Consider the following 25771-nt stretch of genomic DNA (forward strand, 5'->3'; position numbering starts at 1 on the left):
GGGGCTGACGGGATGGCGGTGATCCGGCTGTGGCTAGTGCTTCTGGCGGTGGAAGCGGTGTTCTTTCTGGCGTTGCGGCTGTATCTGCGGCTGCGGCGGGCCGAGAGGCTGCGGGATCGCTGGCGCGACCGGCACGGCCATGGGGCGGCGGGCGAGGACACCTATGTCGCACGCGGCATGGCGGGGTTCGAACGCGGTCTGAGGGCGCGCCTGTCGCTTCTGGTCTTCGTCCTGCCCAACCTGGCGGTGCTGGTCACCGTCTACTTGGTCAACTGGCACTAAGGGGGTGCCTGAAACATGTATTATGCCCGCGTCGCCATCGGCGTCCTGTTCGGTGTCCTTCTGTTCGCATTCCTCGATTACGCGCTGCCGTCGCAGAACGTGGTCCGGATCAGCAACACCTATAACCGACTGACGAACATTCCGGCCTCCAGCAGCATCTTCTGGGCCGCAGACAGCACCGGCACGGTGGAAAACGCCCGTGGCCAGCGCGACGTGCGCTTCATGGACACGGTGCGTCCGAACGGGAAGGTCTTCGTCTATCGCAACGAGGATACGGGCTGGGTCTGGCCGCCCTATTTCAAGTATGACAGCGCCAACCTGCAGGCCGAGGCCACGAACCTGCAATCGACGGGTGCCGACCCGATCTGGGTCAATGTCACCGCCTATGGCTGGCGGGTGGCGCCCATGTCGATCTATCCGAACGCGATCTCGATCAATACCGTGGCGGGGCCGGATGCGCGGCCTGCGAACTGGCCCGCCATGGCGATCTGCGGGGCGCTTCTGGCGCTGCTGCTGCTGATCTGGCGCATGCTGGTGCAGTTCCGCAAGACGGGGCTTGCACGCTTCAGAAGGGGAAGGACATGACCGGCAATCCGGGAACCGACCTGCGGACGGACGGCTTTGCCGATATCCGCATCAACACGCCCGCGGTCGAACGCCGCGCCGCGACGCTGCCCGCGCGGCGCAGCCTGAAGAAGGATCACCAGGCGGCCTGGCTGCTGAACGCGGTGCGCTGCATCGACCTGACGACGCTGGCGGGCGACGATACCGAGGACCGCGTGGCCCGGTTATGCGCCAAGGCCCGCCAGCCCATCGCGCCCGAACTGCTGTCGGCCATGGGGGTCGGGGGGCTGACCACGGGTGCTGTCTGTGTCTATCCCACGATGGTCGCCGCCGCGAAACGCGCGCTGCAGGGCACCGACATCCCCGTGGCCAGCGTTGCCACCGGGTTTCCGGCGGGGCTGATGCCCCTGGATCTGCGCCTGGCCGAGATCCGCTATGCCGTCGATCAGGGCGCGGACGAGATCGACATCGTCATCACCCGTGCCCATGTCCTGCGGGGTGACTGGGCCGCGCTCTATGACGAGCTGCGCGCCATGCGCGAGGCCTGCGGGTCCGCGCGGATGAAGTCGATCCTTGCGACCGGCGATCTGAAATCGCTGGAGAACGTCGCCCGCGCCAGCCATGTCGCCATGCAGGCCGGGTCCGACTGGATCAAGACCTCGACCGGCAAGGAGGGCGTGAACGCCACGCTGCCCGTCAGCCTGGTCATGGTCCGCGCCATCCGCGACTATCGCGCGCAGACGGGGCACATCGTGGGCTTCAAGCCCGCGGGCGGTCTGCGCACCGCCAAGGACGCGATCAGCTGGCAGGTGATGATGAACGAGGAACTGGGCCGCGACTGGCTGACCCCGAACCTGTTCCGCATCGGCGCCAGCAGCCTTCTGGGCGATATCGAGCGTCAGATCAGTCACCACGTGACGGGCCGCTACTCGGCCGCCCATCGCCTTGCCATCGCCTGAGGAAGATATGAGCCGCGTGAGCGAGATCATGGAAAGCATGGAATACGGACCCTCGACCGAGGACAGCAGCGCCGCGCGCGACTGGCTGGCACGGCGGGGCAGCTTCGGTCACTTCATCGGCGGCAGCTTCACCGCGCCGGGCGATGTCTTCGAAACGCGCGACCCCTCGACCGGGGATTTGCTGGCCCGCGTGACGCAAGGGACCGCCGATGACGTGGCCGCCGCCGTCAAGGCCGCCCGCAAGGCGCAGCGCCCCTGGGCCAACCTGCCCGGGCATGAACGCGCGCGGTTCCTCTATGCCATCGCGCGGCATGTGCAGAAGCGCGAACGCTTCCTGTCGGTGCTGGAGACGCTGGACAACGGCAAGCCCATCCGCGAGGCGCGCGACGGGGACATCCCGCTGGTCGCGCGGCATTTCTATCACCATGCCGGTTGGGCCGAACTGCGCGACGAACGCTTTGCCGACCATGCGCCCCTGGGCGTCTGCGGCCAGATCATCCCGTGGAACTTCCCGCTGCTGATGCTGGCCTGGAAGGTCGCGCCCGCGCTGGCCGCCGGGAACACGGTGGTGCTGAAGCCTGCCGAATACACCCCCCTGACGGCGCTGGCCTTCGCCGAGATCTGCCAGGAGGTCGGCCTGCCCGCGGGCGTCGTGAACATCGTCACCGGCGATGGCGCGACGGGTGCCGCGCTGGTCGCCGCGGATGCGGACAAGATCGCCTTCACCGGCTCGACCGAGGTCGGGCGCGGGATCGCCTCGGCGCTGGCCGGGACGGGTCGCAGGCTGACGCTGGAACTGGGTGGCAAGTCGCCCTTCGTGGTGATGGAGGATGCCGATCTGGACGCCGCCGTTGATGGCGTCGTGGACAGCATCTGGTTCAACCAAGGCCAGGTCTGCTGCGCGGGTTCGCGCATCTTGGTCGCGGAATCGGTAGCCGAGCGGTTCGAGGGGTTGCTGCGCGACCGCATGGCCCGCCTGCGCGTGGGTGCGCCGCTGGACAAGTCCACCGATATCGGCGCGATCGTCGATCCGGTGCAGAAGGCCCGCATCCTGTCCATCTGCCAGCGCGCCACGGCGGCAGGTGCCGAACTGGTCGGCGGCCAGCCGCAGGAGGGCTGCTTCGTCGCGCCCGGATACCTGCGCGCCATCGGCCCCGCGAATCCCGGCATGCAAGAGGAGATCTTCGGCCCCATCGCGACGCTGTCGACCTTCCGCACCGCCGACGAGGCGGTCGAGCTGGCCAACAACACCCGCTATGGGCTTGCAGGTTCCGTCTGGTCCGAGAGCGCGACCGTCGCCACCGACATCGCCGCCCGCATCAAGGCCGGGGTGATCTGGATCAACGGCGCGAACATGTTCGACGCGGCGGCCCCCTTTGGCGGCTATCGCGAAAGCGGCTACGGCCGCGAGGGCGGGGCGCAGGGGATGCTGGACTATCTGTCAGCGCCTGTGGTGAAATCCGCCAAGGAGGTCGCGCCCAAACCGCCCGTCGCCGTCACGTCCGTGGATGCGGCCAGGCCGCAGGGGATCGACCGCACGGCCAAGATGTATATCGGCGGCGCGCAGAAGCGGCCCGATGGCGGGGCAAGCTATGCCGTGCCGGGAGGGCTTGCGCCGCTGGGCAGCCGCAAGGACATCCGCAACGCCGTCGAGGCCGCGACCAAGGCCGGGAAATGGGCGGGGATGGGCGGTCATGCCCGCGCGCAGGTCCTGTATTTCATCGCCGAGAACCTCTCGGCGCGGGCGCAGGAATTCGCCGCCCGCACCAGCAAGGCCGAGGTCGAGGCCGCCATCGCACGCGCCTTCCACTATGCCGCATGGGCCGACAAGTTCGACGGGGCCAATGTGCAGGCCAAGCCGGGGCACCTGGTCAACGTGCTGCCTGAACCGATGGGCGTCTTGGGCATCGCCTGCCCGAACGCCCAGCCGCTGGCGGGCTTCATGTCGCTGGTCATGCCGGCCATCGCGATGGGCAATTCGGTCGTGGTCGTCCCTTCGCAGGACGATCCGCTGCCGGTGACGGACCTGTACCAGGTGTTCGACACCTCGGACCTGCCGGCGGGCGTGGTGAACATCGTGACCGGCCCGGTGGCCGATCTGGCCCCGCATCTGGCATCGCATGAAGAGGTCGCGGGCTTTTGGCACGCGGCGGGCACGGATCTGCTGGGTCAGGTGGACCGGGCGGCTGCGGGGAACCTGAAGCCCGTCTGGCCGGTGACCGCGCGCGACTGGACCGGTGCGCAGGCGCAGGGGCAGGGGCAGGGCTTCCTGCAACGCGCCGTGCGGACCAAGACCATCTGGCTGCCCTATGGGGCCTTGCCCGCGGGCAGCGGCAGCGCGGCCTATTAAAACGTGAAAGGGGGCCGGATCGGCCCCCTTTCGCATTCAGCGTCCGCGGATGCGCGGGTCCATCGCGTCGCGCAACCCGTCGCCGATATAGTTCACGCACAGCACCGTCAGCGAGATCATCAGCCCCGGGAAGATTACCCGCTGCGGATAGAGCACCATCTGGTCCACCGCATCATAGAGAAGCCGCCCCCAGGTCGGGAAATCGGGCGGGAAGCCCAGCCCAAGGAAGCTGAGCGCGGATTCCGTGATGATCGCGGTCGCGATGCCCAGGGTGGCCGCCACCATGATGGGCGACAGCACGTTGGGCAGGATGTGCCGGACGATCATGCGATGCGAGGGTGTGCCGATGGACCGCGCGGCCAGGATGAACTCGCGCTCTTTCAGGCCCAGCACCTCGCCCCGGACGATGCGGGCGGACTGCATCCAGCTGGTGGCCCCGATGGCCGACACGATCAGCAGGAAGATCCCGAACGCCGATCCGAAGGTCTGGGACAACGGTTCGCGGAACAGCGTGACCATCAGCAGCAGCAGGGGCAGCAGCGGCAGCGCCAGGAACAGTTCGGTCAGGCGCATCAGCGGGCCGTCCAGCCGGCGGAAATATCCCGACATGACGCCGATGAGGCTGCCGAGGAAGATCGCGATGGCCATGGCCGTCAGCCCCACCGCGATCGACACCTGCCCGCCCGCCATCAGCCGTGCCAGCAGGTCGCGGCCCAGCTGGTCGGTCCCCAGCGGATGCGCCAGCGAGAAGCCCGAATTGCGCGCGCGGATATCCACATAGGTCGGATCGATCCGCCAGATCAGCGGCCCGACCGACACGAAGAGGATGATGAACACGAAGATGGCCAGTGCCACGATCGCGCCCCGGTGGCTGCGGAACTGCCGCCAGACGTCGCGCCACTGGCTGCGGGTCTGGACGATCTCGGGTTCGGCGACCGGCGGCACGACGGGCGGGCTTGCGCCCTCGGGGGTGGCGGCATTTCCGGCAGCGGCCTTCAGCGCGTCGGTCGGTTGCGTTGCGGGTCGGTGCGGCTCAGTCATAGCGGATCCTCGGGTCCAGAACCCCGTAGAGAATGTCGGCGATCAGGGTGAAGACCACGATCAGGATGGCGAAGATGAAGGTCAGCGTCAGCACCATCGGGATGTCGCTGCCGTGGATCGCGGTGATCAGCAGCTGACCCAGCCCGTTCACCTTGAAGACCTGTTCGGTGATGATCGCGCCGCCGAAAACGGCGGGCAGGCCCAGTGCGATGACGGTGACGACGGGGATCAGGCTGTTGCGCAGCACGTGCTTCAGCACGACCACGCGTTCGGTCAGCCCCTTGGCGCGGGCCGTGCGGACATAGTCCTGGCCCAGATTGTCCAGCATCGAGGACCGCATGAACCGGCTGATCTGCGCCGCGTTGTAGAGCGCGAGCACCGTCACCGGCATCACCATCTGGCGCGCCTGCACGAGGAAGCTGTTCCAGTCCGTCACCTCGTGGGTGGTGTCGTAGACCGAGGGGAACCACTGCAGCTTGACCGCGAAGATGATGATCAGCACGACCCCCGTGAAGAAGGTCGGCATGGAAAACCCGATCATCGAGATGAACGTCCCGATCTGGTCGAACCAGGAATACTGCTTGTAGGCCGACATGATCCCGATCGGGATCGCGATCAGGATGCCCACCACATAGGACATGCCGACGACCGTCAGCGTCTGGGGCACGCGCTGCGCGATCACGTCGAAGACGGGGCTGCGCGACTGGAAGCTGATGATGCGCTGCATGTCGGCGGCATGGGCCGTTCCGAAGACCTGGTCGAACCAGTAGAGCGGCTCGACCCAGAAGAACTGCTTGAGCCACAGCACGTAGCGGACGGGCCATGGCTCGCCCAGGCCCAGGGCCGCGCGCATGCGTTCGCGCACCTCGGGGGGGACGGTCAGGGGGACGTCACCCAATGGATCGCCCGGCGATGCTTCCAGCAGAAGGAAGATCACCAGCGAGATGAACAGAAGGGTGGGAATCGCCAGCAGCAGCCGACGGATGGTGAAATTCAGCATGGCGCCTCGGTCATGATGTGGACGGGCATGGGACTCCTCCCCCATCTTGAACACGGGCGCGCCGTCCCCAAGAGAGAGGGGGCGCCGCCCCGGCGCGTGGCCGGGGCGGCAGGGGTCGTCATTCCTCGATGCGGGTCCAGTCGGCGACGTTCCAGATCTCGCTGTCCCATGCGTTCAGCTCGACCCCGCCGAGCGTGTTCGAATGGGCCGAGGCGGTGCCGCGATAGACGATGGGGATGATGACGTTGTTGTCCTTGGTCAGCATGTCGTTCATCTTGCGGCCCATCGCCGCGCGTTCGTCCGCATCCACGATGCCTTCGAGGTCCGCGACCATCTGGTCGTATTCCTCGTTGCAGAAGCGGCTGGTATTCTCGCCCTGCCACTGGTTCGCGGGCGAGGGTGCCTTGTTGCAGGTATGCTTGGACAGGTAGGGGGCCGGGTTCGTGCCGTCGAAGTTGTCGGCATACATCTCGATATCGGCATAGAACTTCTGCAGCGTGTCGGGCGAACCCGCATCCGAACCGAAGAAGACCGACGCGTCGATTGTCTTCAGCTCGGTTTCCACGCCGATCTCGGACCACCACTGCTTGATCAGCGCCTGGAAGTCCTGGCGGACTGCGTTGACCGAGGTCTGGTAGGTGATGCTGAGCGTCACGCCGTCCTTCTCACGCACGCCGTTGCCGTTCATCACCCAGCCGGCTTCCTCCAGCAGGGCATTCGCGCCTTCGATGTCCTGGGTCAGGCATTCGGTGTTCTCGGATGCCCATGCCTCGGGGGCGGGGACATAGTTGCAGGTCGGCTTGCCCGCGGGGCCATAGCCGATCTCGACCAGCAGTTCGCGGTCGATGGCCATGGACAGCGCCTTGCGCACGGCGGGGTCCGACAGGAAGGGATGCGGATGCTCCAGCGTCGAACGCTCGCCCTCGGGCAGGGACGAGGACGGGTCGGTCAGGTTGACATGCAGGCGTTCCACGAGGCTGCCGAAGGCCGCCGCGACCTTGCCACGACCGGCGGCTTCCATGCCGGCGATGACATCGGGGGCCAGCTGGGTGTTCCAGGCATAGTCGAACTCGCCCGTCTCCAGCACCGAACGCGCGGCACCGGCCGCATCGCCGCCGCCCTTGACCAGCACGGTCGCGAAGGCGGGCTTCTCGGGGTCGCGATATTCGCTGTTCGCTTCCAGCGAGATGGTGTCGTTCGTCAGGAACTCGGTCACCGCGAAGGGGCCGGTCCCGATCGGGTTGAAGTTCTGGTCGGTGCAGGTCGGCGCGTTCGACCCGATGCAGCTTTCGAACTGGGCCTTCTGCAGGATCGGCGATTGCGAACCGACGAAGGCCGCGAAGGGATCGGGGCGCGGCGATGCGAAGGTGATCTTGACGGTCTGCGGGTCGATCGCCTCGATCGCGGTCACGCCTTCGAACTTGGCCAGCTGCGAGCAGCCGCCTTCGGGATGCATGCAGTATTCGCCGGTGAAGACCACGTCCTCGGCGGTCAGGGGCGTGCCGTCCGACCACTTGACGTCGTCGCGCAGCGTCCAGGTGACCGAAGTCATGTCCTCGGAGATGCCGCCATTGTCCAGCGACGGGATCTCGGTCACGAGACGGGGATAGATGTTGCCCTGCGCGTCGTAGCCGGCAAGCGGTTCGAGCGTCAGGCTGGAGGCGATGACCTCCTTGGTGCCACCCGACAGGTAGGGGTTCATCGTCGAGGGGGCCTGCCAGAGGATCAGGCCCAGCTGCCCGTCGCCGCCACGTTCCGCCATGGCAGCCGGGGCCATCGCAAGCATCGCGGCGGCGCCCATGAGAACAGTCTTCAGTTTCATCACACTCTCCTGTTGGGTGTTGTGCTCCGCGGTCCTTGCCACGGCACGACCAGCCATTTGTCGGCTGTTGTTATTGCGTCCGTCCCTTTTCGTGTCGCGGGTGCTTCTTTCATCGTGTCGTCGCCCTGCGGAATGGCGGCATCTTCGGATGAAGCCCGCAAATAATGCAAGACTAATCGCGCCTTCGGCCGATGGGCTTTCGGCTTTGACTTTTCGGGGACAGGGATTAGCCTTCCGGCTTGAACTTCATCTGGGGGCCATGATGCTTGACGACAAACCACTTGTTTCCATTGAGAAACTTCGCGTCGAATTCGATACGAGCGACGGGGTGGTCGTGGGCGTCAAGGATGTCAGCTTCGACATCAAGCCGGGCGAATGTGTCTGCGTGGTGGGCGAATCCGGGTCGGGCAAGTCGGTCAGTTCGCTGTCGCTGATGCGGCTTGTCGAATTCGGCGGCGGGACCATCGCGGGGGGGCGCCTGATGTTCACCGACGACAAGGGGCGCGACATCGATCTGGCCCAGCAGTCCAGCGGCGTGATGCGCGACATCCGGGGCAACCAGATCGGCATGATCTTCCAGGAACCGATGACCGCGCTGAACCCGGTCTTCACCGTGGGCGACCAACTGACCGAGGGGCTGATCGCCCATCGTGGCATGACCAAGACGCAGGCCCGGGCCCGCGCGCTGGAGATCCTGCGCCAGGTCCGCATCCCCGAACCGGAACGCCGTCTGGACCAGTATCCCCACGAGCTGTCGGGCGGGATGCGCCAGCGCGTCGTCATCGCCATCGCGATGGCCTGCGAACCCCGTCTGCTGATCTGCGACGAACCGACCACCGCGCTGGACGTCACCATCCAGGCCGAGATCCTTGCCCTGATCGACCGGCTCAAGCGCGAGAAGCAGATTGCCGTTCTTTTCATCACTCATGACATGGCGGTGGTCGCGCAGATGGCAGATCGCGTCGTGGTCATGTATCGCGGCGACAAGGTCGAGGAAGGCCCGGTCGAACAGATCTTCGAGGCGCCCCAGAAGGATTACACGAAGATGCTGCTGGCCGCCGTGCCGCGGTTGGGGGAAATGACGGGCAAGCCTGCCCCAGAACGCCTGCGACTGATGCGCGACGGCAGCCACGGCGCCCCCGAACCGATCATCGTGGCCGATCCCAAGCCGCTGCTGACGGTCAGGAACCTGACCACGCGATTCGAGGTCAAGGGCGGGCTTCTGCGCCGCACCGTCGCGCGCGTCCACGCGGTCGAGGATGTCAGCTTCTCGATCAATGGCGGCGAGACGCTGTCGCTGGTGGGCGAATCGGGCTGCGGGAAATCCACCTGCGGACGTTCGCTGCTGCGGCTGGTCGAACCCGACAGCGGCACGGTCGATCTGGGCGGCACCGACATCCTGGCGCTGTCGCAATCGGCCCTGCGCAAGGCGCGGCGCGACATGCAGATGATCTTCCAGGATCCCTTTGCCAGCCTCGACCCGCATATGAACCTGTATGACCAGGTGGCCGAGCCGATGCAGAACTATGGCATCGGCAGCCGTTCCGAACGCGAGGACCGCATCGCGACCCTGTTCGACCGGGTCGAACTGCCCCGCAGCTTCATGCGCCGCTTCCCCCACGAGATGTCGGGCGGCCAGCGCCAGCGCATCGCCATCGCGCGCGCCCTTGCGCTGAACCCGCGCCTGATCGTCGCCGACGAGGCCGTGTCGGCGCTGGACGTGTCGGTGCAGGCGCAGGTGCTGAACCTGCTGATGGAACTGCAGCAGGATCTGGGCATCTCGATGCTGTTCATCAGCCATGACATGGCCGTCGTCGAACGCGTCAGCCATCATGTGGGCGTCATGTATCTGGGCCGCATCGTCGAACTGGGCACCCGCGCGCAGGTCTTCGAGAACCCGCAGCACAGCTATACCCGTCAGCTGATGTCGGCGGTGCCGGTGGCCGATCCGCGGCAGAAGAAGATCTCCGAGGATCTGAACTTCAGCCCGATCCCGTCGCCGATCCACCCGGTCGATTACCGGCCCGTGCCCTCGACCTATCGCGAGGTCGCGCCGGGGCACCGCGTGCTGGTCGATCCGGTCACCCATGGCTGACAGGTTGGCTGTCCGGTTTTCGGGCAGCCTATGCAATCCGCGAAAGACCTGCGACGCGAGGCTTGCAGTATCTGCATGAACGCGCCAGTCTTTGCGCGAAGGAGAACGACATGCCCATCAAGAACCGATTTGCCGAACTGTTGCCCGAGATCACCGCCTGGCGCCGCGATTTCCACGAGAACCCCGAACTGCTCTACGAGGTGCATCGCACCGCGGGCAAGGTGTCGGAGCTGCTGCGCGAATTCGGATGCGACGAGGTGGTCGAGGGCGTGGGCCGGACCGGCGTGGTCGGCGTGATCAAGGGCCGCACCGACACGAAGGGCCGCGTCGTGGGGCTGCGCGCCGACATGGACGCGCTGCCGATCGAGGAGCAGACCGGCGTCGAATATGCCAGCAAGACACCGGGCACGATGCATGCCTGCGGTCATGACGGCCATACCGCCATGCTGCTGGGGGCCGCGAAATACCTGGCCGAGACGCGCAATTTCGACGGCACCGCCGTGGTGATCTTCCAGCCCGCCGAGGAAGGCGGGGCAGGCGGTCTGGCCATGGTCGAGGACGGTCTGGTCGATCGCTGGAAGATCGACGAGTTCTATGGGATGCACAACATGCCCGGCATGCCGGTTGGTCATTTCGCGATCAAGCCCGGACCGATGATGGCCGCCGCCGACCAGTTCGAGATCACCGTGACCGGCAAGGGCGGCCATGCGGCCAAGCCCCATGAATGCATCGACACCACGCTGACCGCCGCGCAGATCATCGTGGCCGTGCAGTCGGTCGTGTCGCGCAACATCGATCCGCTGAAGAACGCGGTGATCTCGGTCTGCGTGGTGTCGACCGATTCGACCGCGCATAACGTGATCCCCCAGGTGGTGAAGCTGAAGGGCACGGCGCGCAGCCTGGACGCGCAGGTCCGCGACCAGCTGCAGGAAGGCATCACCCGCGTCGCCACGAACATCGCCGCCGCGATGGGGGCCACGGCGCAGGTCGATTACGAACGCGGATACCCGGTGACGATGAACGACGATCGGGCCACGGAATGGGCCATCGACGTGGCAGCGGGCATCTCGGGCGAGGTGAATACCGCGATGGAGCCGATGATGGGCGGCGAGGATTTCAGCTACATGCTGAACGAACGTCCGGGCGCCTATATCTGGGTCGGCAACGGCGATACCGCCATGGTCCATCACCCGGCCTACAACTTCAACGACGAGGCGATCCCGGCGGGGTCCAGCTGGTATGCCGGCATGGTCGAGGCGCGGATGCCCGCCGCCTGAGGGCGACCGGGGCGCGCACTCCGCGCGCCCCGATCCCTTCCTTTCAGGGCGGGGCTCAGACGACCGAATGCATCGGCTGATCCTCGGCCGTGACCTTGGCCGCGAAGCGATCGGCCAGGGGCGCGATGCGGTCATGGACCGGCGTCCGGGCGCAGATGTCCCACCATAGCCGGTAATAGGGCAGATCCTGCGCCTTGATGTTCTGCGTCGCATTCAGCGGCAGCGCCTGCCTGCCGGTACGCTGCAGCAGCGACAGGATCAGGTCCTCCTGCCCGGGGTCGAAGCGCAGGTGGAAGGGTTTGGCGATGCGCCCTGCGAAATGCGCCATGGCAGGCCGGATCCGACCCTGCGGGGCCATGTGGAAACGCAGGTTGTAGCGGTCATGCGCGCGGACGTAATCGCTGCCATGGGTCATCGAGAACAGGCCCTGATCGCCGAAGGGCAGCTCGGTCTTCTCGGCGATCAGGCGGCCCATCCCAAGATAGGGGGCCAGGCCGCGATCCTCCTTGCGCATCCGCGCCAGGTTCAGGACCATGCCGCCGCTGTTGATGACGCCGTGCATGACCCGGCGGGTGCGCGCCATCGCCCTGGGTTCCAGGTCGGCCTCGGTCGCGGGGCGGGCAAGGATCGGTGGCAGGAAGGGCAACTCGCGGCAGGCCGCGACCATGCGGCCCATCAGCGGCTGGTTCAGGAAGGGCAGCAGGTCGTCCATCACGATCACGTCCAGCGGATCGAGATAGATCACCCGATCCAGATCGCCCGGCAGGTATTCATGCGCAAGATACCACAGGAAGCGGGCACCGAAGGGCTTGCGCCCCAGCTTGCTCAGTTCCGCGAATTCCTTGTGCTGCGTGACATGGACGATATGCAGGTCCAGATTGTCCAACCCCTCGCAGAAGCGGGTGAGGCCTGCCAGCTGTTCGGGACCCAGATGCATGTGGAACAGCCAGAAGTCGATCCGGTCCTTCGGATGGCTGTCGGACAGCGATCGGATCATCACCTGCAGGATATCCGCGTCCTTGCCCCCGACCGAGGTCATGACGTCCAGTTTGGCAGGCGCGCGGTCGCGTTTCCGGCCGATCGCCTCGATGGCGTATGTCCAGGGGCTCGGGGCCTTGCGATAGACCCGCCTGAAAAGCGGTCCGGGGGCTGGCAGATGCATGTGGTCCTGCTGGGAATGAGATACCGGTCACGGTTTCGTCATCCTTCACATGCTGCAGGTCCCGTGGCAAGCGCCAAGCCGAAGGCTGCGCGCCCCGCCGTGACGGGGCGCACGGGTCTTACTGCGGGATCTGGGCAGTGATGCCTTCGACATAGAAGTTCATCGACTGCAGATCCTCGTCCGAGGCGGTTTCGCCCTCGGCCAGCCAGACGCTGCCGTCGGCCTTGTTCAGCGGGCCGGTAAAGGGATGGTATTCGCCCGAACCGATGCTGTCGCGCAGGGCCTCGGCCTCGGCCTTGACCTCGGCGGGGACGGCCTCGGTGATGTCGCCGATCACGACCTCTCCGTCGCCGATGCCGGCCCAGGTGGCCTTGCTTTCCCAGGTGCCGTCAAGCACTTCGCCCACACGCTCGACATAGTAGGGCGCCCAGTTGTCGATGATGGATGCCACGCGGGGGCTGGGGGCGAAGGCCGCCATGTCGCTGGCCTGACCGAAGCCGATGGCGCCGGCTTCCTGCGCCTTGGCAAGCGGCGCGGTGGAATCTGTATGCTGCAGGATCACGTCCACGCCCTCGGCCAGCAGGGCGGATGCGGCGTCGGCCTCTTTCGCCGGATCGAACCAGCTATAGGCCCAGACGACCTTCATCTCGACATCCGGGTTCACCTTGCGGGCGTGGATGAAGCTGGAATTGATGCCCTGGATCACCTCGGGGATGGGGAAGGACCCGATATAGCCGATCTTGTTCGATTCCGTCATCCGGCCCGCGATGGTGCCGATGACCGCACGGCCTTCGTAGAAGCGCGCGTCATAGGTCGCGACGTTGTCGGCACGCTTGTAGCCCGTGGCGTGTTCGAACTTCACGTCGGGGAACTTCGAGGCGACGTTGATGGTCGGATCCATGAAGCCGAAGCTGGTCGCGAAGATCAGCTTGTTGCCCGCCAGCGCCAGTTGGGTCAGGGCGCGTTCGGCATCGGCGCCTTCCGGCACGCTCTCGATGAAGGTGGTTTCCACGCGGTCGCCGTATTCGGCCTCGACCGCCTGGCGGCCCAGGTCGTGCTGATAGGTCCAGCCGCCGTCGCCCACGGGGCCGACATAGATGAAGCCGACCTTCAGCGGCTCGTCCTGGGCCATTGCCGGGGCGGCGATCAATGCCGACAGCGCGGCCGCGCCGGCAAGAAGTGTTCTGCGGTTCATGTCTACCCTCTCCTGATGGACGGCTGCGTTCAGCGCAGCGCGTGGAAGTTCCGGCCGAGCGATCCGGGCGCGGCGGCCCCCGCACGGCGACTGTATTTCTGCCGACCCGAGATCAGCACGAGGACGATGATCGTGGCAAGATAGGGCGCCATCGACAAAAGCTGCACGGGCACGTTCACCCCCGCCGCCTGCAGGCGCAGCTGCAGTACCGTGACCCCGCCAAAGAGCCACGCCCCGGCCAGGACGCCGACCGCCGTCCAGTTGGAGAAGACGACGATCGCCAGCGCGATCCAGCCCGCCCCCGCGGTCATGCCTTCGGTCCATTGCAGCACCGTCGCGATCGAGATGAACGCCCCGCCGATCCCGGCCATGGCACCGCCGAATGCGATGGCCGCAAGCCGCGTCAGGCGCACGTCGTATCCCAGCGCGTGGGCCGCATCGTGATTTTCGCCGACGCCGCGCAGCACGAGGCCCGGGCGCGACCGTGTCAGGAACCACCAGATCGCGGGAACGGCCAGAAGGCCCAGCCAGACGATCCAGTTGATGCCGAAGGGACCGGCGGGCATGGGGGGCGCCTTCACCCCCTCCAGCGGCTTGCCGAACATCGCCGCCATGCCCAGCCCGAACAGCGTCAGGGACAGGCCCGATGCGACCTGGTTCGCCAGGAACGCCTGTGTCAGCGCAGCGAACAGAAGCGATATCGCGGCCCCCGCGACGGCCGCGCCCAGAAAGCCCGCGAAGGGGTTGCCGGTCGCATGGGCCACGGCAAAGCCCGATAGCGCGCCGGTGATCATCATCCCCTCGACGCCCAGGTTCAGGACGCCGGCGCGTTCGACGACCAGTTCGCCCAATGCGGCGAACAGGATCGGGGTCGATGCCGACAGAAGCAGCAGGAACACCGAAAGCGGATCGATCATGCGCGTACCCTCCGGACGATGCGGAACCGGGTCAGGATGTCGAAGCCCAGCAGGAAGAACAGCAGCATCCCCTGGAAGACCTGCACGGATGCGGCGGGCAGCTGCATGGTCAGCTGCGCCAGTTCGCCCCCGATATAGGTCAGCGCCAGCAGAAGCCCCGCCAGCAGGATGCCGACCGGATGCAACCGCCCGAGGAAGGCCACGATGATCGCGGTGAAGCCGTAGCCCGTGCCCAGCTTGTCGGTGACCTGGCCCGCGGGGCCCGCCACCTCGAACAGGCCCGCGGCACCGGCCAGCGCGCCCGACAACCCCAGGCAGAAGGCCACCAGCACCTGCGGACGCACGCCCGCGAAACGCGCCGCACGGGGCGCGGTGCCCGCCGCGCGGATATGAAAACCGCGGATGTGGCGGCTCATCAGCACCCAGGTCGCGATGACGGCGGCAAGTGCCGCGAAGACGCCCCAATGCGCGCCGGTATTCGCGAACAGTTCCGGGTTCGAGGCCGAGGGATATTGCTGCAGGTTGCGAGAGCCGGGAAAGCCGAAGCCCTCGGGGTTCTTCATCGGGCCGAAGGCCATCCACGCGGCGACGCGCTGGGCGACATAGACCAGCATCAGCGACACGAGGATCTCGGACGCGCCGAACCAGTTGCGCAGCAGGGCGGGGATCATGCCCCAGGCCCAGCCGCCCGCCAGCCCCGCCACGACCATCGCCGGAAAGATCCAGAACGCATCCAGCGGATAGAGCGCGAGCGCCACGCCCGCGCCGCAAAGACCGCCGATGATGTACTGCCCCTCGGCGCCGATGTTCCAGACGCCGGCGCGGAAGCCCACGGCCAGTCCCGATGCGATCAGGATCAGCGGCGCGGCCTTCACCAGCAATTGCGGCCGGGAATAGGACGCGGCCATCCCGAACAGCGGATCCCAGAAGATCGTGCGGATCGCGGCGACCGGGTCGTGGCCCAAGAGCGCGAACAGCAGGCCGCCGGTCAGCATCGTGGCCAGCACGGCAAGGATCGGCGTTGCGATCTGCCAGGGCCCGGATGCGTCGGTGCGCGGAACGAACTGGATCATATGCGGGCTTCCTCCATCCCGTGGGCGCCGCCCAGCATCAGGCCGATCCGTTCGAGGGTCAGCCCCTCGGTCGGGACCGGATCGGACAGCCGCCCCTCGTTCAGGGCGCAGAACCGGTCGGACAGTTCCAGGATCTCGTCCAGGTCCTGGCTGATGACGATGACGCCCGCGCCCGATCGCGCAAGGTCCAGAAGCGATTGGCGTACGGCCGCGGCGGCCCCGGCATCGACGCCCCATGTGGGCTGGTTCACGACCAGGACGCGCGGGTCCTGCATGACCTCGCGGCCGATGACGAATTTCTGCAGGTTGCCGCCCGACAGCGCCTTGGCGGCGGTGCCGGGACCGGGGGTGCGCACGTCGAAGGCGGCGATCACGGCCTGCGCGAAATCACGGGCGGCGTTATGGTCGATCAGCCCGCGACGCACCAGCGACTTGCGGTCGCCCGCCGTCAGCAGCGTGTTCTCGGTCAGGCTGAAATCGGGCACGGCGGCGTGGCCCAGCCGGTCCTCGGGGGCGGCCAGAAGGCCTGCGCGGCGTCGGGCGGCAGGGCTGGCCTGCGACAGGTCGGCGCCCTCGACGGTCAGGGTGCCGGGGGCGGACGGCATCTCGCCCGACAGGGCCGCCAGCAGTTCCTCCTGCCCGTTGCCGGCGACGCCGCCGATGCCCAGGATCTCGCCCGCGCGAATGGACAGGGACACGGATTTCAGGGCCACGCCCTCGGCCGTCGGGGCGGGCAGGGACAGGTCGCGCAGGTCCAGCAGCGTCTCGCCCGCGTGGCGGCCCGAACGGTCGATCGGGCGCATCTCTCCTCCGACCATCATGGCGGCCAGCTGGCTTGCGGAATGATCGCGCGGGTTGCAGCTGTCCACCACGCGCCCGTGACGCAGGATCGTGGCGCAGTCGCAATGGGCGCGGATCTCTTCCAGCTTGTGACTGATATAGAGGATGGCCGTGCCCTGCGCCGCCAGCTTGCGCAGGGTGGCGAACAGCAGCTCGGCCTCTTGCGGGGTCAGCACGCTGGTCGGTTCGTCCATGATCAGCAGGCGCGGGTTCTGCAGCAGGCAGCGGATGATCTCGACCCGCTGGCGTTCGCCTGCCGACAGGGTGACCACGCGACGCGCGGGGTTCAGCGGCAGGCCGAATTCATGGCTGACCTTGGTGATCCGGTCGGCCAGCTCGCGCCGGGGGGGCGGGTTCTCCATCCCCAGGGCGATGTTCTCGGCCACACTCAGCGCGTCGAACAGGCTGAAATGCTGGAACACCATCGCCACGCCCGCCGCACGGGCCGCACGCGGGTCCGAGGGTTCGTGCGGGCGGTCCAGCAGCGTCATGCGCCCGTCATCGGGCCGCACCAGGCCATAGATCATCTTGACCAGCGTGGACTTGCCTGCGCCGTTCTCGCCCAGCAGGGCGTGAATCTCGCCGCGGGCGACCTCGAATGATACGTCGTCATTCGCGCGCACGCCGGGATAGCTCTTGCCGATCCCGTCCGCGCGAAACACCGTGGCGCTGTCCAAATTTCGTTCCCCTGTCGTCCCTTGCGCGAAACCCGGCCTGCTTAGACCGCAAATCGCGGGGCTGGCAATTGCGCTGTTTGGTCAGGCTGCGATACTGTTGCAATCATGGCCGCAAAATCCCCCCGATTCATCCATCTTCGCACACATTCCGAGCATTCCTTGCTGGAAGGTGCCATTCCGGTCGGCAAAATGCCCGCAATTGCCGCTGAAATGGGCATGCCGGCGGTTGCCCTGACGGATACGAACAACATGTTCGCCGCGCTGGAATTCAGCGTGAAGGCCAAGGACAAGGGCGTGCAGCCCATCATCGGCTGCCAGGTGACGGTGCAGGCCGACGCGACAGGTCCCATGGTTCTTCTGGCGCAGAACCGCGCGGGCTGGATGAACCTGATGGCGCTGTCCTCCTGCATCTATCTGCGCGAGGGGGGCGCGCTGCCGCATGTGACCCTGGACGAGCTGTGCGAACGGGCCGAGGGGCTGATCTGCCTGACGGGCGGGGCGTTCGGGCCGCTCGGGCAGTTGATCGCGCAGGGGCAGGGCGACAAGGCCGCGGCGCTTGCCGCACGGTTGGGCGATGCCTTCGGCGACAGGCTCTATGTCGAATTGCAGCGCCACCCGGGCGAGAACGGAACCCTGATGCCCGCGGAATCCGCCAGCGAGGCCGGTCTGATCGAGCTTGCCTATGCCCGCGATCTGCCGCTGGTCGCCACGAACGACGTCTATTTTCCGAAGCCCGCCATGTACGAGGCGCATGACGCGCTGATCTGCATCGCCGAGAAGGCCTATGTCGACCAGTCGCAGCCCCGCCGACGCCTGACGCCGCAGCATTACTTCAAATCCCCCGAAGAGATGTGCGTCCTGTTCGCGGACCTGCCCGAGGCGCTGGAGAACACGGTCGAGATCGCCCGCCGCTGCGCCTTCGCGGTCAGCAAGCACGCGCCCATCCTGCCGAAATTCGCCGATGACGAGGTGGCCGAACTGCGCCGCCAGGCGAACGAGGGGCTGCAGGCCCGGCTGAAGGTCATCCCCCATGCCGTCACCCCCGAGGAATACCAGCAGCGGCTGGATTTCGAACTGAACATCATCGAGCAGATGGGCTTCCCCGGCTATTTCCTGATCGTCGCGGATTTCATCGGCTGGGCCAAGGAACACGACATCCCGGTCGGGCCGGGGCGGGGGTCGGGGGCAGGCAGCCTCGTGGCCTATGCGCTGACGATCACCGACCTCGATCCGCTGCGATATTCCCTGCTGTTCGAACGCTTCCTGAACCCCGAACGGGTCAGCATGCCCGACTTCGACATCGACTTCTGCATGGACCGCCGCGAAGAGGTGATCCGTTACGTGCAGGAGAAATACGGCAAGGAGAAGGTCGGCCAGATCATCACCTTCGGCGCGCTTCTGTCCAAGGCCGCCGTGCGCGACGTGGGCCGCGTGCTGCAGCTGCCCTTCGGCCAGGTGGATCGCCTGTCCAAGATGATCCCGGTCGAGGGCGTGAAGCCCGTCAGCATCACCAAAGCCCGCGCCGAGGAACCGCGCCTGCGCGAGGCCGCGCGCGAAGAGGTGGTGGGCCGTCTGCTGGATTATGCCGAACAGCTTGAGGGGCTGTACCGCAACGCGTCCACCCATGCGGCGGGCGTGGTGATCGGGGACAGGCCGCTGGATCAGCTGGTCCCGCTGTACCGCGATCCTGCATCCGACATGCCCGCGACCCAGTTCAACATGAAATGGGTCGAACAGGCCGGGCTGGTCAAGTTCGACTTCCTGGGCCTCAAGACGCTGACGGTCATCCAGAACGCGGTCGATCTGATCAACGGTGCGGGCCGCCCCCTGCATGTCGATGCCGAGGGGCGCGAACTGTACCGACCCCCCGCGGGAACCGAGAACCAGATCAACACCATTCCGCTGGACGACAAGGCCAGCTACGACCTGTTTGCCAGCGCCCGCACCGTCGCGGTGTTCCAAGTGGAATCCAGCGGCATGATGGACGCGCTGCGCCGCATGCGCCCGACCTGCATCGAGGATATCGTGGCGCTTGTCGCGCTGTACCGCCCCGGCCCGATGGAGAACATCCCCGTCTATTGCGACGTCAAGAACGGCGCACGGGAACTGGAATCCATCCATCCCAGCATCGACCACATCCTAGCCGAGACACAGGGCATCATCGTCTATCAGGAACAGGTGATGCAGATCGCACAGGTCATGGCGGGATACAGCCTTGGCGGTGCCGACCTTCTGCGCCGCGCCATGGGCAAGAAGATCGCCGCCGAGATGGCCAAGGAACGCCCGAAATTCATCAAGGGCAGCGTCGAGAATGGCGTCCCCGAGAAGAAGGCGGGCGAGGTCTTCGACCTGCTGGAGAAATTCGCGAATTACGGCTTCAACAAGTCGCATGCCGCGGCCTATGCGGTCGTCAGCTATCAGACGGCATGGCTGAAGGCGAACCACCCGGTCGAATTCATGGCCGCGGTGATGAACTGCGACATCCACCTGACCGACAAGCTGGCGATCTACAAGCGCGAATGCGACCGCATGGGGATCGAGATCGTGCCGCCCTGCGTCAACCGCTCGGCCCCGACCTTCACCGTGGGCAAGAACCGCATCTACTATGCGCTCGGGGCGCTCAAGGGCGTGGGGATCGAGGCGATGCGCCTGATCCACGAGGCGCGGGGCGACCGGCCCTTCCGCGACATCACCGATTTCGCCCGCCGCGTGGACATGAAGCGCGTGGGCAAGCGCCCGCTGGAGATGCTGGCGCGCGCAGGCGCGTTCGACCTGCTGGACGACAACCGCGCAAGGGTGCTGAAATCGCTGGACGGGCTGGTCGCATGGTCGGCCGCCGTGCAGGAACAGGCGGCCTCGAACCAGTCCTCGCTGTTCGGGGGCGGCGAGGATCTGCCGCCGCCGCGCCCGGCCATCGCGCAGGTCTGGCTGCCGACCGAGAAGCTGGGCGAGGAGCACAAGGCCGTCGGCTTCTACCTGTCGGGGCATCCGCTGGACGATTACCAGACCGCGCTGCGCCGCAAGAAGGTCCAGACCCTGGCCGAGATTTCCGCCGAGGCGGCGGGCGGGCCGATGGTTGCCTTCATCGCGGGCACGGTCGCCGCACGGATGGAGCGCAAATCGGCCAAGGGCACGCAATACGCCTTCGTCAGCCTGTCCGATCCGACGGGGCTCTACGAGGTCACGCTGTTCTCGGACCTGCTGAACGCATCGCGCGACAGGCTGGAACCGGGGCTGAACGTGGTCATGCAGGTCAAGGTCGAACCCTCGGGGGAACAGGTGAAGATGCTGGCCAACAGCGTCGCCGGCCTCGAGGATTTCGTGGCGGATGCGGGTGCTGGATCCCTGGCCGTGGAAATCCAGGGCGTGGATACGGTGGGCCGTCTGGCCGAGACCCTGGGCCGCATCCAGACCGAGCTGGTGGCCCCGTCCCGTGCCCGAGGCCCGGTGCGCCTGCGCATCCGCGAGGGGGACGAGATGATCGAGATTGAGGTCGCGAACGACGCGCCCCTGACCACGCCCGCCCGTCAGGCGCTGCGGGCGGTTCCGGGCGTTCTGGATGTGATCGAGGAATAGCACGGGTCCGTTTCTTCTGGCCAGATGTTCCCGCTTCGTGCTAGCCATCGGAAAAAAGGGGGCAGCATGAAGGTCTTGGGCATCGATCCCGGTCTGCGGAACATGGGCTGGGGCGTGATCGAGGTGGACGGTCCGCGCATCCGCCATGTCGCGAACGGATGCGTGCATTCGGACGGGGCGCTGGAGCTGGGGCCGCGGCTGTCGACGCTGTATCGCGGGCTGTGCGCCGTGATCGAGGCGCATCGACCCGATGCGGCCGCCGTCGAACAGACATTCGTGAACAAGGACGCCACCGGCACGCTGAAGCTGGGCCAGGCGCGTGGCGTCGCGCTGCTGGCACCCGCCGAGGCGGGGCTGGAGATCGGCGAATACGCCCCCAACGCGGTCAAGAAGACCGTGGTTGGCGTGGGCCATGCAGGCAAAGAGCAGGTGCAGCACATGATCCGTGTGCAGCTGCCCGGCGTCGTCTTCGACAGCCCCGACGCGGCCGATGCGCTGGCCATCGCCATCTGTCATGCGCGGCATCTGCAGGGGCGGAACCTGCGCGCGGTGACGGCCAGGCGGGGTGCGGCATGATCGGGCGCATCGCGGGCGTGATCCTGCACCGCGCGAACGATCACGTGCTGATCGATGTGCGCGGCGTCGGCTATATCGTGCATGTCAGCGAAAGGACTGCGGCGGGGCTGCCGCCCGTGGGTCAGGCGGCCGCGCTCTATACCGAGCTGATGGTGCGCGAGGATCTGCTGCAGCTGTTCGGCTTTCCGACCATGCTGGAAAAGGAATGGCACCGGCTGCTGACTTCGGTCCAAGGGGTGGGTGCGAAGGTGTCGCTGGCGATCCTGGGAACGCTTGGGGCCGAAGGGCTGTCGCGGGCGATCGCGCTTGGGGACTGGGCCTCGGTGCGCAAGGCGAATGGCGTGGGGCCGAAGCTTGCGCAGCGGATCGTGCTGGAACTGAAGGACAAGGCGCCGTCGGTCATGGCGCTTGGGGGATCGTTGACGGTCGATGCGGGCGATGTGCTTGGCGGGGCGGATGCGGTCGAGACGGGCATCGAGCCCGTCGCGACCGCCGCCTCGGCGCCGGGCTCGATGCCCGGCACCGAGGCGCGCCCCCCGCGCAAACCTGCGCAGGACAGCGGGCAGGCGATGGCGGATGCGCTGTCGGCCCTGTCCAATCTGGGCTATGGTCCCTCCGAGGCGGCAGGTGCCGTGGCCGAGGCGCAGGCCGCGGAACCGACGGCTGCGACGCCTGCGTTGATCCGCGCGGCGCTGCGGCTTCTGGCGCCGAAGGACTGATCAGGGGGTCTGACGATGGCGGGCAATATCAAGGTCTTCATGCTGATGGCGGCGCTGACGGCGCTTGTCATGGTGCTTGGCTGGATGATGGGCGGCATGACCGGTGCCATCCTTGCGCTGCTTCTGGCGGGGGGCATGAACTTCTTTGCCTTCTGGAACAGCGACAAGATGGTCCTGCGCCAGCAGGGCGCGGTCGAGCTGTCGCCCGGGCAGGGCGCCGAACTGTACCGGATGACCGCGGATCTGGCCCGCCGCGCCGATCTTCCGATGCCCAAGCTGTACCTGCTGCCGACCGAACAGCCGAACGCCTTCGCCACGGGTCGCAACCCGCAGAACGCTGCCGTGGCCGTCACCCAAGGGTTGCTGGACACGCTGGACCGGGACGAGATCGCGGGCGTGATCGCGCATGAGCTGGCCCATATCAAGCATCGCGACACGCTGACCATGACCGTCACCGCGACCATGGCCGGTGCCATCGCGATGATGGGCAACATGATGCTGTTCACCGGCGGACGCGAGGGGCGCGGGGGCGCGATCGGCGGGATCCTTGCCATGATCCTCGCCCCCATGGCCGCGATGCTGGTGCAGATGGCCATCTCCAGGGCCCGCGAATACGAGGCCGATGCCACCGGGGCGGAAATCTGCGGCAATCCGCGCGCGCTGGCCACGGCGCTGTCCTCGATCGCGCGGGCGGCGGGGCGCAGCGTCAATGTCCCGGCCGAGCGCAATCCGGCGGCGGCGTCGATGTTCATCATCAACCCGCTTCATGCCATGCGCGCCGACAAGCTGTTCGCCACCCATCCCCCGACCGAGGAACGCATCGCCCGCCTGATGGCGATGCAGCCCGCGCGGCCCGAACCGACCGCCACCAGCCGCATTCCGCGCAGCGGCGGCAATGACGGCGGCGCCGGCCCCTGGGGGCATGCATGAGCCAACCCGACCCGGTCCTCCGCCCCGACAAGATGGACGGCGATTTCGAGGATCGCGCCCTTCGCCCGCAGAACCTGTCCGAATTCGTGGGCCAGGCCGAGGCGCGCGCCAACCTCAAGGTCTTCATCGAAAGCGCCAAGATGCGCGGCAAGGCGATGGACCACACGCTGTTCTTCGGGCCGCCGGGCCTGGGCAAGACCACGCTGGCGCAGATCATGGCGCGCGAACTGGGGGTGAACTTCCGCATGACCTCGGGGCCGGTGATCGCGCGCGCAGGCGACCTGGCCGCCATCCTGACCAATCTCGAGGCCCGCGACGTTCTGTTCATTGACGAGATCCACCGCATGAACCCGGCGGTCGAGGAGGTCCTCTATCCCGCGATGGAGGATTTCGAGCTGGACCTGGTGATCGGCGAGGGGCCTGCCGCCCGTACCGTCCGGATCGAGCTGCAGCCCTTCACGCTGGTCGGCGCGACCACGCGGCTGGGCCTGCTGACGACCCCCCTGCGCGACCGCTTCGGCATCCCGACCCGCCTGCAATTCTACGAGATCCCCGAGCTGGACCAGATCGTCCAGCGCGGCGCACGCATGATGGGCATCTCGGCCGATCAGGAGGGGACCTGGGAGATTGCCCGCCGGTCGCGCGGCACGCCCCGGATCGCGGGCAGGCTTCTGCGCCGCGTCGTCGATTTCGCGCTGGTCGAGGGTGACGGCCGCCTGACCCGAGAGATCGCGGACATGGCGCTGACGCGGCTGGGGGTGGACGACCTGGGCCTGGACGGGGCGGACCGACGATACATCTCGTTGATGGCCGAACATTACGCGGGCGGGCCTGTCGGGGTGGAAACCCTTTCGGCCGCGCTGTCCGAAAGCCGCGATGCGATCGAGGAGGTGATCGAGCCCTATCTGCTGCAGCAGGGCCTGATCGCGCGGACCCCGCGCGGGCGCCAGCTTGCATCTCGCGCATGGCGGCATCTGGGGCTGGAGGCGCCCCAGCCGCAGGGCCAGCAGACCCTGTTCGACGGCTGAACGATGACGCATGACCTGACCCTGCGCGTCTATTACGAGGATACCGACCTTGCCGGGATCGTCTATTACGCCAACTATCTGAAGTTCATCGAGCGGGGGCGCAGCGAATGGCTGCGCGATCTGGACATCGACCAGCTTGCCCTGAAGGATCAGGGGCTGGTCTTTGCCGTTCGCCGGGTCGAGGCCGATTACCTGCGTCCCGCGATCTTCGACGACCTGTTGACGGTCCGCACCCGCCTGTCCGATCATTCGCCCGCGCGGATCACCGTGGACCAGGAGGTGCTGCGGGGCGACGAGACCCTGTTCCGGGCCAGGGTCGTGATCGCCTGCCTTGCGGCATCGGGGCGCCCGGCGCGGCTTCCGGCCGGGCTGGTCGCATGTCTGACCGGCTGAGGCAAAAGCGGCACATTCCCCGCGGCCCGTGGTTCGGGTGACGCCATTGTGTTGCGCCGGGGGATGAAACCTGCCCTAGGAACGCGCTAGAAACCGCGCGACACCGGGCCGCATCCGCGCGCCCGGTCCATGACGATGAGGCAGTGACTATGGAACCCATTCAGGCCGCCGAGGCCATCGATTTTTCGGTCGTGGCGCTGTTCATGCGCGCATCCCTGACCGTGCAGGTGGTGATGATCGTGCTGATCGTCGCATCCGTCTGGGCCTGGGCGATCATCATCCAGAAGTTCCTGGCCTTCACCCGCGCCCGGCGCGAGGCGGCAAAGTTCGACCGCGCCTTCTGGTCGGGCGAACCGCTGGACGATCTGTATGACCAGCTGGGCGACCGCCCGCGCGGGGCCTCGGCCCGGATCTTTGCCGCGGGCATGACCGAATGGCGCCGCAGCCACCGCGATGACGGGCGACTGATCCCCGGCGGCATCGCCCGGATCGACCGGGCTATGAACGTGGCCATCCAGCGCGAGGAAGGCCGCCTGTTCCGGGGCCTGTCCTTCCTTGCCACCGTCGGTTCCACCGCGCCGTTCATCGGTCTGTTCGGGACCGTCTGGGGGATCAAGACCGCGTTCGAGGGTATCGCCCTGTCGCAGGACACCAGCCTTGCCGTCGTCGCACCGGGCATCGCCGAGGCGCTTCTGGCGACGGCCCTGGGTCTTGTCGCGGCCATTCCGGCGGTCGTCTTCTACAACAAGCTGTCGGGCGATGCCGAACGCATCACCGGCGGGTGGGAGCAGTTCTCGGACGAATTTTCGACCCTGCTGTCGCGCCAGATGGACGAGGCCTGATCCATGGCCGGTCAGGTGGTCAAGCGGGTCCGCAGCAAGGGACGCAGGCGCAACCAGCCCATGTCCGAGATCAACGTCACGCCCTTCGTGGACGTGATGCTGGTGCTTCTGGTGATCTTCATGGTCGCGGCGCCGCTGATGACGGCGGGCGTGCCGCTGAACCTGCCGGAAACGGCGGCCAGCGCGGTCCCGACCGAGCAGGAGGAGCCGCTGGTGATCTCGATCCCGGCAGAGGGCCAGATGAGCGTCATGGACCGCGCCGTCGATGATGCCGGCCTGCTGCCCGCCCTGCGCGAGGTGCTGGAGACGCGGCAATCGGCCCGCGTCTATCTGCGCGCGGATGGCGGCATTCCCTATTCCCGCGTGGTGCAGATCATGGGCGCGCTGAACGCCGCGGGCATCACCGACATCGTTCTGGTCACCGAAACCGGCGGCCCCCGGATGGACGGCTGA

General features: G+C 66.9%; 22 protein-coding genes. 14 read left to right on the forward strand and 8 right to left on the reverse strand.

Features of this window, described 5'->3' with window-relative positions; genetic code table 11:
• Nucleotides 1-12: 12 nt before the first annotated feature.
• From KO490_RS07530 to KO490_RS07545, 4 genes are read left to right on the forward strand one after another with little or no spacing between them, the layout of a single operon-like run.
• The gene (locus KO490_RS07530) at nt 13-282 is read left to right on the forward strand and encodes a hypothetical protein (RefSeq protein ID WP_216018796.1); all 270 of its coding nucleotides are present in this window, start codon (nt 13-15) and stop codon (nt 280-282) included.
• A gap of 15 nt (nt 283-297) precedes the next feature.
• A complete protein-coding gene (locus tag KO490_RS07535) occupies nt 298-867 on the forward strand; it encodes a DUF1523 family protein (RefSeq protein WP_216018797.1) in 570 nt (189 codons plus the stop codon).
• Nucleotides 864-1805 (forward strand): deoxyribose-phosphate aldolase, encoded by a 942-nt coding sequence (gene deoC / locus KO490_RS07540; RefSeq protein WP_216018798.1) that lies wholly within the window; start codon nt 864-866, stop codon nt 1803-1805. Before KO490_RS07535 ends, deoC begins: the two co-directional genes overlap by 4 nt.
• Before the next feature lie 7 nt (nt 1806-1812).
• Entirely contained in the window at nt 1813-4155 is a 2343-nt protein-coding gene (locus tag KO490_RS07545; RefSeq protein WP_216018799.1) for an aldehyde dehydrogenase family protein, read from the forward strand.
• Nucleotides 4156-4191: 36 nt separating this feature from the next.
• On the opposite strand, the gene KO490_RS07550 is transcribed toward KO490_RS07545, so the two are convergent.
• From KO490_RS07550 to KO490_RS07560, 3 genes are all read right to left on the reverse strand, one after another.
• Nucleotides 4192-5196, reverse strand: coding sequence for an ABC transporter permease (locus KO490_RS07550; RefSeq protein WP_216018800.1), 1005 nt, complete (start codon nt 5194-5196; stop codon nt 4192-4194).
• Nucleotides 5189-6196: an ABC transporter permease gene (locus KO490_RS07555; RefSeq protein WP_216018801.1), complete on the reverse strand. Its 1008-nt coding sequence runs from the start codon at nt 6194-6196 to the stop codon at nt 5189-5191. Before KO490_RS07555 ends, KO490_RS07550 begins: the two co-directional genes overlap by 8 nt.
• A gap of 118 nt (nt 6197-6314) precedes the next feature.
• Nucleotides 6315-8018 carry a peptide ABC transporter substrate-binding protein gene (locus KO490_RS07560; protein WP_216018802.1) on the reverse strand — a complete coding sequence of 568 codons (1704 nt, stop codon included), beginning with the start codon at nt 8016-8018 and terminating at the stop codon, nt 6315-6317.
• Between the two features lie 262 nt (nt 8019-8280).
• Here KO490_RS07560 and KO490_RS07565 point away from each other — a divergent pair, with 262 nt between their 5' ends.
• Nucleotides 8281-10113, forward strand: coding sequence for an ABC transporter ATP-binding protein (locus KO490_RS07565; RefSeq protein ID WP_216018875.1), 1833 nt, complete (start codon nt 8281-8283; stop codon nt 10111-10113).
• 110 nt (nt 10114-10223) lie between these two features.
• Nucleotides 10224-11390: a M20 aminoacylase family protein gene (locus tag KO490_RS07570; RefSeq protein WP_216018803.1), complete on the forward strand. Its 1167-nt coding sequence runs from the start codon at nt 10224-10226 to the stop codon at nt 11388-11390.
• Nucleotides 11391-11445: 55 nt separating this feature from the next.
• Here the strand turns inward: KO490_RS07570 and KO490_RS07575 are convergent, their stop codons facing one another.
• The 5 genes from KO490_RS07575 to KO490_RS07595 form a co-directional block, all read right to left on the reverse strand.
• Entirely contained in the window at nt 11446-12552 is a 1107-nt protein-coding gene (locus tag KO490_RS07575) for a glycosyltransferase (protein ID WP_216018804.1), read from the reverse strand.
• Nucleotides 12553-12670: 118 nt separating this feature from the next.
• Nucleotides 12671-13747: a BMP family ABC transporter substrate-binding protein gene (locus KO490_RS07580; protein ID WP_216018805.1), complete on the reverse strand. Its 1077-nt coding sequence runs from the start codon at nt 13745-13747 to the stop codon at nt 12671-12673.
• A gap of 29 nt (nt 13748-13776) precedes the next feature.
• Nucleotides 13777-14664 (reverse strand): ABC transporter permease, encoded by an 888-nt coding sequence (locus tag KO490_RS07585; protein ID WP_216018806.1) that lies wholly within the window; start codon nt 14662-14664, stop codon nt 13777-13779.
• Complete coding sequence (locus KO490_RS07590) at nt 14661-15737, reverse strand: ABC transporter permease (protein WP_216018807.1); 1077 nt, start codon at nt 15735-15737, stop codon at nt 14661-14663. The genes KO490_RS07585 and KO490_RS07590 overlap by 4 nt, the downstream gene beginning before the upstream one ends.
• Nucleotides 15734-17254, reverse strand: a complete 1521-nt coding sequence (locus tag KO490_RS07595) for an ABC transporter ATP-binding protein (RefSeq protein WP_252727065.1) — start codon at nt 17252-17254, stop codon at nt 15734-15736. Before KO490_RS07595 ends, KO490_RS07590 begins: the two co-directional genes overlap by 4 nt.
• Nucleotides 17255-17359: 105 nt before the next feature.
• Between KO490_RS07595 and dnaE the strand changes: the two genes are divergently transcribed.
• From dnaE to KO490_RS07635, 8 genes are all read left to right on the forward strand, one after another.
• On the forward strand, nt 17360-20830 hold the full coding sequence (dnaE, locus tag KO490_RS07600; RefSeq protein WP_216018808.1) for a DNA polymerase III subunit alpha: 3471 nt from the start codon (nt 17360-17362) through the stop codon (nt 20828-20830).
• 66 nt (nt 20831-20896) lie between these two features.
• A complete protein-coding gene (gene ruvC / locus KO490_RS07605; RefSeq protein ID WP_216018809.1) occupies nt 20897-21406 on the forward strand; it encodes a crossover junction endodeoxyribonuclease RuvC in 510 nt (169 codons plus the stop codon).
• Nucleotides 21403-22125 carry a Holliday junction branch migration protein RuvA gene (ruvA, locus tag KO490_RS07610; RefSeq protein ID WP_216018810.1) on the forward strand — a complete coding sequence of 241 codons (723 nt, stop codon included), beginning with the start codon at nt 21403-21405 and terminating at the stop codon, nt 22123-22125. Before ruvC ends, ruvA begins: the two co-directional genes overlap by 4 nt.
• Before the next feature lie 15 nt (nt 22126-22140).
• The gene (htpX, locus tag KO490_RS07615) at nt 22141-23055 is read left to right on the forward strand and encodes a zinc metalloprotease HtpX (protein ID WP_216018811.1); all 915 of its coding nucleotides are present in this window, start codon (nt 22141-22143) and stop codon (nt 23053-23055) included.
• Nucleotides 23052-24083: a Holliday junction branch migration DNA helicase RuvB gene (gene ruvB, locus KO490_RS07620; RefSeq protein ID WP_216018812.1), complete on the forward strand. Its 1032-nt coding sequence runs from the start codon at nt 23052-23054 to the stop codon at nt 24081-24083. Before htpX ends, ruvB begins: the two co-directional genes overlap by 4 nt.
• Nucleotides 24084-24086: 3 nt before the next feature.
• Nucleotides 24087-24476, forward strand: a complete 390-nt coding sequence (gene ybgC, locus KO490_RS07625) for a tol-pal system-associated acyl-CoA thioesterase (RefSeq protein WP_216018813.1) — start codon at nt 24087-24089, stop codon at nt 24474-24476.
• Between the two features lie 149 nt (nt 24477-24625).
• Entirely contained in the window at nt 24626-25318 is a 693-nt protein-coding gene (gene tolQ, locus KO490_RS07630; protein ID WP_216018814.1) for a protein TolQ, read from the forward strand.
• A 3-nt stretch (nt 25319-25321) separates the two neighbouring features.
• On the forward strand, nt 25322-25771 hold the full coding sequence (locus KO490_RS07635) for an ExbD/TolR family protein (protein WP_216018815.1): 450 nt from the start codon (nt 25322-25324) through the stop codon (nt 25769-25771).

The organism is Paracoccus sp. C2R09, assembly GCF_018860625.1.
GTDB lineage: Bacteria > Pseudomonadota > Alphaproteobacteria > Rhodobacterales > Rhodobacteraceae > Paracoccus.

Bases quoted from the DNA above. Each gene is read 5' to 3' on its own strand.
- ybgC (WP_216018813.1), top strand. From the start codon at position 24,087: ATGACGCATGACCTGACCCTGCGCGTCTATTACGAGGATACCGACCTT.
- KO490_RS07545 (WP_216018799.1), top strand. From the start codon at position 1,813: ATGAGCCGCGTGAGCGAGATCATGGAAAGCATGGAATACGGACCCTCG.
- htpX (WP_216018811.1), top strand. From the start codon at position 22,141: ATGGCGGGCAATATCAAGGTCTTCATGCTGATGGCGGCGCTGACGGCG.
- KO490_RS07535 (WP_216018797.1), top strand. From the start codon at position 298: ATGTATTATGCCCGCGTCGCCATCGGCGTCCTGTTCGGTGTCCTTCTG.
- KO490_RS07575 (WP_216018804.1), bottom strand. From the start codon at position 12,552: ATGCATCTGCCAGCCCCCGGACCGCTTTTCAGGCGGGTCTATCGCAAG.
- tolQ (WP_216018814.1), top strand. From the start codon at position 24,626: ATGGAACCCATTCAGGCCGCCGAGGCCATCGATTTTTCGGTCGTGGCG.
- KO490_RS07590 (WP_216018807.1), bottom strand. From the start codon at position 15,737: ATGATCCAGTTCGTTCCGCGCACCGACGCATCCGGGCCCTGGCAGATC.
- KO490_RS07550 (WP_216018800.1), bottom strand. From the start codon at position 5,196: ATGACTGAGCCGCACCGACCCGCAACGCAACCGACCGACGCGCTGAAG.
- ruvC (WP_216018809.1), top strand. From the start codon at position 20,897: ATGAAGGTCTTGGGCATCGATCCCGGTCTGCGGAACATGGGCTGGGGC.
- KO490_RS07565 (WP_216018875.1), top strand. From the start codon at position 8,281: ATGCTTGACGACAAACCACTTGTTTCCATTGAGAAACTTCGCGTCGAA.
- KO490_RS07580 (WP_216018805.1), bottom strand. From the start codon at position 13,747: ATGAACCGCAGAACACTTCTTGCCGGCGCGGCCGCGCTGTCGGCATTG.
- KO490_RS07570 (WP_216018803.1), top strand. From the start codon at position 10,224: ATGCCCATCAAGAACCGATTTGCCGAACTGTTGCCCGAGATCACCGCC.
- KO490_RS07560 (WP_216018802.1), bottom strand. From the start codon at position 8,018: ATGAAACTGAAGACTGTTCTCATGGGCGCCGCCGCGATGCTTGCGATG.
- KO490_RS07555 (WP_216018801.1), bottom strand. From the start codon at position 6,196: ATGCTGAATTTCACCATCCGTCGGCTGCTGCTGGCGATTCCCACCCTT.
- ruvA (WP_216018810.1), top strand. From the start codon at position 21,403: ATGATCGGGCGCATCGCGGGCGTGATCCTGCACCGCGCGAACGATCAC.
- KO490_RS07585 (WP_216018806.1), bottom strand. From the start codon at position 14,664: ATGATCGATCCGCTTTCGGTGTTCCTGCTGCTTCTGTCGGCATCGACC.
- ruvB (WP_216018812.1), top strand. From the start codon at position 23,052: ATGAGCCAACCCGACCCGGTCCTCCGCCCCGACAAGATGGACGGCGAT.
- KO490_RS07530 (WP_216018796.1), top strand. From the start codon at position 13: ATGGCGGTGATCCGGCTGTGGCTAGTGCTTCTGGCGGTGGAAGCGGTG.
- KO490_RS07635 (WP_216018815.1), top strand. From the start codon at position 25,322: ATGGCCGGTCAGGTGGTCAAGCGGGTCCGCAGCAAGGGACGCAGGCGC.
- dnaE (WP_216018808.1), top strand. From the start codon at position 17,360: ATGGCCGCAAAATCCCCCCGATTCATCCATCTTCGCACACATTCCGAG.
- deoC (WP_216018798.1), top strand. From the start codon at position 864: ATGACCGGCAATCCGGGAACCGACCTGCGGACGGACGGCTTTGCCGAT.